Genomic DNA, 9129 nt, shown 5'->3' on the forward strand with positions numbered 1-9129 from the left:
GGACGCCGTGCGCACATCCCGGGATTGTCGGTGCCTGCCCCTACTGTGCCCGATCATGGACACCGGACGGCGGCCCGGCGCGGCGCAACTCGCCTTCGACGAGCTGGGAACCCCTTTGCGGGACATCACTTTCGTCGTGTTCGACCTGGAGACCACCGGCACGAAACCCGGTCCGGACGGGATCACCGAAATCGGCGCGGTCAAGGTCCGCGCCGGCGAGATCGTCGGCGAGTTCGCCACCTTCGTCAACCCGGGGATGCCGATCCCGCCGCAGATCGTCGAACTCACCGGGATCACCGGCGCGATGGTCTACGACGCTCCCCGGATCGAGCGCGTGCTGCCGTCGTTCCTCGAGTTCATCTCCGGTGCCGTGCTCGTGGCGCACAACGCCGCCTTCGACACCGGCTTCATGCGCGCGGCCTGCGAGGGCCACGGCTACCACTGGCCCAAGACGGCCGTGGTCTGCACGGTCCGGCTCGCCCGCCGGGTCATCTCCCGCGACGAGACGCCCAGTTACCGCCTGTCCGCGCTGGCCGCGTTGTTCGGCGCGCGCACGACGCCCAACCACCGCGCGCTCGCGGACGCGCGGGCCACCGTCGACGTCCTGCACGCGCTGCTCGAACGAGTGGGCAACCTCGGCGTCCACACCCTCGAAGAACTCCTGGACTACCTGCCCGAGGTCACCCCGGCCCAGCGCCGCAAACGCTCGCTGGCCGAGCATCTGCCGTCCCGGCCCGGCGTCTACCTGTTCCGCGGCCCGAGCGACGAAGTCCTGTACGTCGGGACGTCGGGCGACCTGCGCCGCCGGGTCCGGCAGTACTTCACCGGCTCGGAGAGCCGCGGGCGGATCCGGGAGATGGTCGCGCTGGCCGAACGGGTCGACGCGGTCGAGTGCGCGCACTCGCTGGAGGCCGCGGTCCGGGAGCTGCGGCTGATCGCCGCCCACCGTCCCATGTACAACCGCCGTTCCAAGAACCCACGGCACGCCTGGTGGGTCGCGCTGACCGAGGAGGCCTTCCCGCGCCTGTCGGTGGTCCGCATGCCGCGAGACGGGATGCTGGGGCCCTTTCGCAGCCAGACCGACGCCCGGTCGGCCGCGGACACCCTCGCCGGCGCCTCGGGGCTGCGGACGTGCACCCAGCGCATCTCGGCCACCTCGCCGAGCGGGAAGCCCTGCGTCCTCGCCGAACTCGGCCGCTGCGGAGCGCCGTGCGCCGGGCAGCAGACGGTCGAGGCATACCGGCCGGGTGTGCTGGCGGTGTCCGGTCTCATCGCCGGGACGGACGGGCGGCCGCTGCGGGCTGCCGCCGATCAGCTGGCCCGGCTCTCGGCGGAGGAGCACTACGAACAGGCCGCCCAGCACCGCGACCAGCTGGCCGGGCTGATCCGCGCGGTCGGCCGGGCACACCGGCAGTCGGCGCTGGCGGGCATCCCGGAGCTGATCGCCGCCGGACCGGACGGCAACGGAGGCTGGGAGCTGGCGGTGATCCGGCACGGCAGGCTCGCGTCGGCGGGCGTCGCGCGGCGCGGAGTGCCGCCGATGCCGGTGGTCGAGCTGCTGGTGGCCTCGGCGGAGACGGTGATCCCCGGCCCCGGTCCGCTGTTCGGCGCGATCTCCGAGGAGGTCCGCATCCTGCTGCGCTGGCTGACCCGCCCGGGCGTCCGGCTCGTGCGCACCACGCACCCTTGGGCGGAGCCCGCCGCCGCGGGCGGCTGGCAGGAGTGGCTCGACCTGGCGGCGAGCGCGACGGCGCTGGAGAGGGTGGCGGGCTAGGATCGCGGCACCGGATTCACTGAAGTAGGAGGCGCTGTAGTGATCACCGCGATCGTGCTGATCCAGGTCGAAGCCGATGCGATCCCCGAGGCTGCGCAGGCGATCGCGGACATCGAGGGCGTCCGCGAGGTCTACTCCTGCGCGGGCGACGTCGACCTGATCGCCTCGGTCCGCGTCGCGGCCCATGAAGACCTCGCGGACCTGATCCCGGCGAAGATCGGCAAGGTCCCCGGTGTGCTGAGCACGGTCACGCACATCGCGTTCCGCTCCTACTCGAAGGCCGACAGCGAGTCCGCGTTCGACATCGGCGTCGAAGGCGCGTGACGGCAACGCGCATCCCGCCTCACCGGTGACTTTTTCACCTCGGGCGGGATCTTGCGCGAACCGGCCGGTACCGGTTAGCTAGGATCAGAACCGGAATTTCACTGGGGGAATTCCGGTACTGGGATTCTGGGGTATGTACCGATGATCGATCCATCATGGGATCGCGGCGATCGATGCCGCCTTCATTCCGCGCGAACCGGCGGCCAGACCGCCTCCCATCGATTCCGGCGGATACGCGGCCACTGACGACGACCCGAGGATTTCCCGCTGGGCCACTGAGCCACCGGGAAATCATTGACGTTTTCGACGGCAAGAGCAGGAAAATCGTCTAATTCATCGCCGGATAACGGCGTCGATTCCGCATGTCGTTCCACGCGCACCCTTCCCGGCACGTTCCGGAAAGGGCACTTGTCGAATCCACTACACCGAAGCTGACTGGGGGCTTGGAGTGTACAAGCGTATTTTGTCCTGCGCGCTTTGCGCCGCGGCACTGTTCTCCGGGACGATCGCCGTTCCGGCGGGCTCCGCCGCCGAAACCGGGGTGCACGCCACGTCCGTGGCGATGACGCCCGGCGAGATCGCCCGCTGGGAGGTGCTGAACTACGCGAAGTACAGCATCTACAGCACGGTGAAGACGGACGCGTGGGTCGCCCTGCTCAGCGAAGACCCGGAAGCCGCGTCCATCGAATTCCTCCGCTCTCCGGACGGCGGGCTCGTGTACGCGACGCAACGGTCGCTCAACCGCGACGAAGGCAACAAGCGATTCCTCCGGCGGCTGCTGGAAACCCACCTTCGGGCATATTCGCCGGAGGTGTACGACGCGGCGAACCTTTACCTGACCGAGTCCGCGTCCAAACGGGAACAGTTCTGCCACGGTGGCGGCTACGAAGCCGCGAAGGCCCGGGATCAGCGGTTCCGCGCGGACCTCGGCGAGCAGAAACGCGCCCTCGTCGAGGAGGACCGCCGATACGTCCGGATGCTCGCCGAACAGGATCCGGGCGCCCAGGTACGACTCGCCGCCGGCTACGCGGTGCGTGCGGGGTCGACCGACGACGACTTGACCGATTTCTTCGCCTGGGGCTGGGCACAGGGCGCACGGCTGGACAACGAGTCCTTCCGGGAACGGATGCTCCGCGAGAACCGCCAGTGGCAACAGACGATCGCCCGGCTGATCGTCGACGCCGAAGCCGCCGAAAAGGCGGCGCGGGAAACCGAGGGCGCGGCGGGCGAGGAAGCTCGCGATCGGGCCGCCGCCGCCTGGCGAAAGGTCGGCGCCGACGTTTCTCCAGCCCGGTCGAAATGGGAGGAGGCGAGGGACTTCGCCCACCGGCAGGCGGAAACCTGGCACGCCATCCTGCTCGCCGCGCAACAGGCGGCGCAGAACCCCAATTGGAAGGCGCTCATCGATCCCGCGAGGGCGACGGAAACCGACTGGACGGACAACCGGTCCCTCGCCGGCGAGAACGTCGCGTATTGGGAGTCGTTGCTGCAGAAGGCACTCGAAGGCGAGCAGAGGATCAAGAACCCGAGCTGATCATTCCTCCGACCGGTTTCCCGCCGGCGGCTTCTTCTCGAGAAAAGGTAACTGGGGTATGCGAAGAACGTCCATATCAAGGCCATGGTTCCGCCACGGCATGGCGGTGGCCGCCGTCGCCGCCATGTTCGCCGGGCTGCCGGCCGCACCGGCCGGTGCGGCCGAAGCACCGCCCGGCCAGGGGGTGCCGCCCGCCGTGCCCACCGCGGAACCCGATATCGGGGCCACCACGGTTCCCCCGGCATCACAGCGGGACAAGGTGCTGGCGGTCGAGGCCATCGAAGTCGGCGAGGCGACCGACGATTGGCTGAGGCTTTCCGACAAGAACTTCGTCTTCAAGATCTACGAAAAGATCAGCGTCGACGATTATCCCCGGACCAAGGCGGAGGCCTCCCGGATCTACGGCCTCGCCGTCGCCGACGCCTCGGCGTTCATCCGGACCGGCGTCCACGAATTCGTCCAGCGCGATCACGACGAGAAGATCCTTCGCGACAACGAGCGGCGCGATCGGATCGGCGTCCGGATGAAGGCGCTGGAGAACGCCCGCATCATCCCGCTGGACCCCGTGCTGCTCGACCTCACCGACCGGAATTTCGTTTTCCAGGTCGCCAGCCGGGCCAAGAGCGGCTCCAGGGTCCAGAACGGGGCGATGGCCGCGTACAAGGGGGACGCCGCCGCGTGGAAGACCTTCATCGAGGTCACCGTCCTCGAACTCGCCGAGCAGGACATCGTGGAACACCTGGACCGTCTCCGGCGGGAAAACGCCGAGAAGGCGGCCAGGGAGGAGCGCGACATCAAGCGGCGCACCGCCGTCGCCGAGATTCCGGCCACCTTCCAGAACATCTGGCTGGACGCCGAGGACGACGTCTTCATCCGTGAACTGCTGCGGCTGCCCGAACTGGCCAACCCGGCGAACATCGAGGTCAAGGACGCGACGGAACGCGCTTCCCGCAGCACGGACCGCGAAGTGTGGAAGGCGTTCGTCGAAACCGGGCTCAAGGCCGCGGCCGGACGCGACAAGGCACGCCGCGAAGCGCAGGAAGACCAGGCCAACCGCGACGCCGTCCGTCAGCTCAAGGTCCGCGCGGAGAACAGCGGGCTCCTGCCCCGGCTGGTCACGGCGGCCACCACGGCGCTGGCGGGCGACCGGAACGCGGTGATCACGTTCCTGCGCACGGGCCAGTACGAGGTGCTGACCCAGTCGTTCGGGACCTACACCCCCGGTGTCCGGGGCTGGCACGTCCAGGGTGGCGGCGGCGACGCGTGGATCACTCCCGGGAACGCGGGCACCGACGGAACCAAGCCGCTGGCCTTCGCGACCTGGAAGGTGGCCCCCGGCCTCGCCGATCCGCTGTGTTACTCGCTGGAGTCCACCGAGCGTGCCGGGAACTACCTGCGGCAGCAGGATCTGCGGGTCAAACTGCACGGCAACGACGGAACCGACCAGTTCAAGAAGGACGCCACCTGGTGCCCGCGGCGCAACGGCGCCACCGTCCTGCTGGAGTCGAAGGCGCAGCCGGGCCGGATCCTGCGGCATATCGACGCGCAGCTCTGGATCGCCCAGCTCGGCGGCGGGAACTGGTTCGACACCGACCGGCTCTTCCACGAGGACTCGAACTGGCGGACGGTCGCACCGAATCCCGAGGTGTCGACGCCGCTGATGCTGGACTGGTTCAACGACGACTCGCTGCGCGCACTCGCCGGGAACCCGAAGGCGGCGGAATTTTACGACGCGGGTGCCCGGTTCCGCGAATTCACCAACGGACGCCTGTACTGGAGCCAGCAGACCGGCGCGAAGTTCATCACCGGCGAGATCCTCACCCGCTATCTGGGGCTCGGCGGGCACAAATGGCTGATGCCGAGCACCAACCAGGTCAGCGGGCCCACCCGGGCGATGGTCAACTTCAACGGCGAGAACCTGGCGATCTACTGGTCGCCCTCGACCGGCGCCAAATACGTGATGGGGTCCATCCGCGACAGATGGAACTCGCTCGGCGCGGAAGCAGGCCGCCTCGGTTTCCCGACCAGTGACGAATTCACCATCGCCCCCGGTCGCCAAAGCAATTTCGAGCACGGCTACATCACCTGGAACTCCGCCACCTACGAAATCATCGTCCACCTGGCCGTATCCGGCACCTGACCGGTTTCGTCCTGCTCCAGCCGGGGGCCTGGGAAACGCTCCCGGGCCCCCGGCTGACCTTTTCCATCCGACCAAAGGTATTCGACATGCGAAGATCATTGATCCGCGACAGGAGACCGGCCAGGAGCGTCGCCCTCCTGACCGCGGCGACCGTGCTGTGCGGCCTGCTCACCCCGTCCACCGCCTACGCCGCGCCCTCGGCACCGCCGAGTCCGACCGCGGACGCGCCCGGCAGGCCCGTCCCCGAGGCACCCGTCCCCCGGGAAAGCCCGAGCGCCCAGGCGGCCGAACTGCCCACCGCGACCGAACTCGAAAAGGTGCGGGCGGTGTTCGAGATCGAAGTCGGCGAAGCCACCAAGGAATGGCGCGACGCCACCGACACGAATTTCGTCTTCAAGGTCTACGACAAGATCAACGCGGCGAACTTCCCCGTCACCAAGGCCGAGGCCTACCGGATCTACAAGGTCATGCTCGACAACGCCACCGCACCCGACGCGACGGCGTTCATCCGCACCGGCGTCTTCGATTTCGCCGCCCGGGATCGCGTCGAACGACAGCGCCGCCAGGAAGCCTGGGACCGGACCGTCCAGCTGCGCCGGGAGATCCTGATCGACGTCGACATCGTCGACTTCGACGACGTCATGCTCAACGACAACGACCAGATGTTCGTCTACAAGGTCCACCAGAAGGCGAAACCGGAACACCCGAAACTCAAGAAGGGCGCCTTCGACGCGTTCGGCGGCGACGCGGCGGTGTGGAAGGACTTCATCGAGAACAAGATGAGGGTGCTCCACCACCAGGATCAGCTCGACTACCTCGACCGGCTGAACCAGGAGAATCAGGAGGCCGCCCGCCGGGAAGCGGCGAGGATGGCGAAGAAGGACGCCTGCGACAGGGTCCCCCTCATCGCCGTCGCGGCCTGGCTCGACCTCGCCGACGACGATTTCCTCCGCGAACTGCTCAAGACCCCGGAACTCGCCGATCCCGCGCACCGCGAGATCAAGAACGCGGCGGGCCTCGCCCTCGCCGGGGTAGCGGCGGACTGGGACCGGTTCATCCGGACCGGGGTCACCGAAGCCCGCGCCAGGGACGACGCGAGGGTTCTCCGCGAACGGGAGGAGGCCGACCGGCAGAAGGTCCGTGACCTCAAGGCCAAGGCCGACGCGAGCAGGCTCCGCCCCCGGCTCGCCGCGGCGGCGGCCGAAGTCGCCGCGAACGGCACCTGGGACCAGGTCAAGGACTTCCTCGCCAAAGGCCAGTACACCGTTCTGGAACAGGCGTTCGCCGGAGTCACCGCCGGCAGGCGAGGCTGGCATGTCCGCAGTGCCGGCGGCGACGCCTGGGCCACCCCGGGAACCCAGCCGTCGAACGCCGTGACCGCACCGCTGGGTGACGCCACCTGGAAGATCGTGCCCGGGCTCGCCGACCCGAACTGCTTCTCCCTGGAATCGGCCACCCGGGTCGGCAGCTACCTGCGCATCGCGCCCAACCTGCGTGTCCAGCTGGCGGGCAACGACGGCACCGACGGCTACAAGCTCAACGCGACCTGGTGCGCCAAGCCGGGCAGGGACGGCAGCGCGGCCAACGTGACCTTGGAGGCGAAAGCCCATCCCGGCCGCTACCTGCGCCAGTACTGGGGTGAGCTCTGGGCGGCCAACGGCCTGAGCAAGGAGAACAACTTCGACACCGACGGGAACTTCGCCGCCGACATCAGCTGGATTCCCGTGGGCCCCAATCCCTGGATCACCACGAAGATCGACGAGCGCTGGCTCAACGAAGACTGGTGGGGCTGGAACGGGCTCGGTCCGCAGACCCAGGCCGAGAACATCTTGAACGGCATCCGGTACAAGCGCTTCCAGAAAGGCGGCGGCTTCTGGTCGGCCGAGTACGGGGTGAAACGGATCCTCGAACCGATGCTCACCAAGTACCTCGAATCCGGCGGCCGCAGCATCCCCGGTTTCGTCCCCCGCGAGGACACTCTCTACCTGCCCGACGGGCAGGGGATGTGCAATCACTTCCCCGGCCCGAGATCCATCTATTACCACCCGAGTATCGGGCCGAAGCTGATCTACGGAGCCATTTTCGACCGCTGGGCCGGGCTGGGATACGAACGGAGCAGGCTCGGCTACCCCACCTCCGATGAAATGGATTACCCCGGTGTACCCGGTAAACGCGTGAGCTACTTCCAGAAAGGCAGAATCGAGCACACCCCCTCGGAAGGCGCGAAAGAATACTACAACTGACGGGCGAGCCACCCGTGACCCGAATTCCTTCTTCCCTGCTTTCAGCGCAGGAAAGAAGGAATTCGGGCACCCTTTCAGCGCATGACATATACACTGGCGACAGCATGAATGTCTTCTTGCCACCGAACCGTGATCACTTGTACGGTCGGAGAACCGAGGAGCTACTGGGGGCTCTTCGCTGAAGCTGGAGACAATTCGTGCGAAGATTCGGATTGACAGTCGCCGTCTGCTTTTCCTTATTCGCGACCGGGTTACCGGTATCCGCGGAAGCCGCGCCGATATCCGCCACGCGACAGGCGGCAGCCGCGGAAGCCGTGCGCGCAAGCGCGGAAACGCCACCGCTGCACCCGGAATGGGATGGCAGGACAGGGCTTTCCGAAAGGAATATCCCGCCGTCGTTGCGACAGATCGTCGTCGACAACGCGGAACTCCATGAGGATGTGGAGGTCCGTGAAGCGGCCACCGCGGCCTTGGCGGCGGGTGACGCCGCGATCGCGGCGTTCCTCGACACCGGACTGGACCAGGCGGAGCGGCAGGCGGCACAGCGCAAGACCGAAACCGCCACCAGGAACCGGACGGCGATCGAACCGCTCCGCGGTACCGGCGGGCAGTATCTGCGCGCCGAGGTCGATCGGGTACTCGCGGGAAGCGACGTCGACCGCGAACAGTTCCTCGCCTACGGCAAGGTCATCGCCGAGCAGCGGGACGCGGAGACTTCGCAGTCGGCGCGCGACCGTGCGGCGGAGAACCGTGCCAAGGTGCAGATGCTCACCGGGGCCGGTGGCCCGGAGGTGCGGAGGGCCGCTCAAGCCGCACTGGACGCCGGCGACGACGCGATCACCGCGTTCCTCTCGTCGGGATACCTGGTCGCCGCGAAGGCCGACGCCGACGAGCGCGAACGGCTCGTCAAGGCGGAGGAAGACCGCCGCCGCGCGGCCGAGGCCCTGTCTGACCTGGCCAAGCGGGCCGCGCGGGCGAACGAGGCTCGCCGGGTCCTGATGGTGGCGCACGGTGACGGCCTGCGTGCCCTGCAGCGTTCGGCGAACGCGCTGGTGGCCGGCGGGAACGAGGCGCGGAAGGCCGCGCAGATCCTGGCGGCCAACACCGCGGGCGG

Annotated in this window: 6 protein-coding genes; all 6 read left to right on the forward strand. The window is 68.2% G+C overall.

Translation table 11 applies throughout. The features are described from left to right. The first annotated feature begins 55 nt into the window (after positions 1–55). Positions 56–1774: a DEDD exonuclease domain-containing protein gene (locus tag CFP71_RS36810; RefSeq protein ID WP_093938531.1), complete on the forward strand. Its 1719-nt coding sequence runs from the start codon at positions 56–58 to the stop codon at positions 1772–1774. 39 nt (positions 1775–1813) lie between these two features. Further along, on the forward strand, positions 1814–2098 hold the full coding sequence (locus CFP71_RS36815) for an Lrp/AsnC family transcriptional regulator (RefSeq protein WP_005154220.1): 285 nt from the start codon (positions 1814–1816) through the stop codon (positions 2096–2098). Between the two features lie 448 nt (positions 2099–2546). Beyond that, complete coding sequence (locus CFP71_RS36820) at positions 2547–3632, forward strand: hypothetical protein (RefSeq protein ID WP_093938532.1); 1086 nt, start codon at positions 2547–2549, stop codon at positions 3630–3632. A 100-nt stretch (positions 3633–3732) separates the two neighbouring features. Then, positions 3733–5772, forward strand: a complete 2040-nt coding sequence (locus CFP71_RS36825; protein ID WP_167406399.1) for an AbfB domain-containing protein — start codon at positions 3733–3735, stop codon at positions 5770–5772. A gap of 86 nt (positions 5773–5858) precedes the next feature. Then, on the forward strand, positions 5859–8015 hold the full coding sequence (locus tag CFP71_RS36830; protein WP_093938534.1) for an AbfB domain-containing protein: 2157 nt from the start codon (positions 5859–5861) through the stop codon (positions 8013–8015). A gap of 398 nt (positions 8016–8413) precedes the next feature. Next, positions 8414–9129 (forward strand): ALF repeat-containing protein (locus CFP71_RS36835; RefSeq protein WP_244199973.1); only part of this gene is annotated, 716 nt, incomplete at its 3' end.

Origin of the sequence: Amycolatopsis thailandensis, from assembly GCF_002234405.1 — a bacterium.
GTDB lineage: Bacteria > Actinomycetota > Actinomycetes > Mycobacteriales > Pseudonocardiaceae > Amycolatopsis > Amycolatopsis thailandensis.

Excerpts from the sequence above, each read along its gene's own strand:
- CFP71_RS36810 (WP_093938531.1), top strand. The coding sequence starts at position 56 with ATGGACACCGGACGGCGGCCCGGCGCGGCGCAACTCGCCTTCGACGAG.
- CFP71_RS36825 (WP_167406399.1), top strand. The coding sequence starts at position 3,733 with ATGGCGGTGGCCGCCGTCGCCGCCATGTTCGCCGGGCTGCCGGCCGCA.
- CFP71_RS36830 (WP_093938534.1), top strand. The coding sequence starts at position 5,859 with ATGCGAAGATCATTGATCCGCGACAGGAGACCGGCCAGGAGCGTCGCC.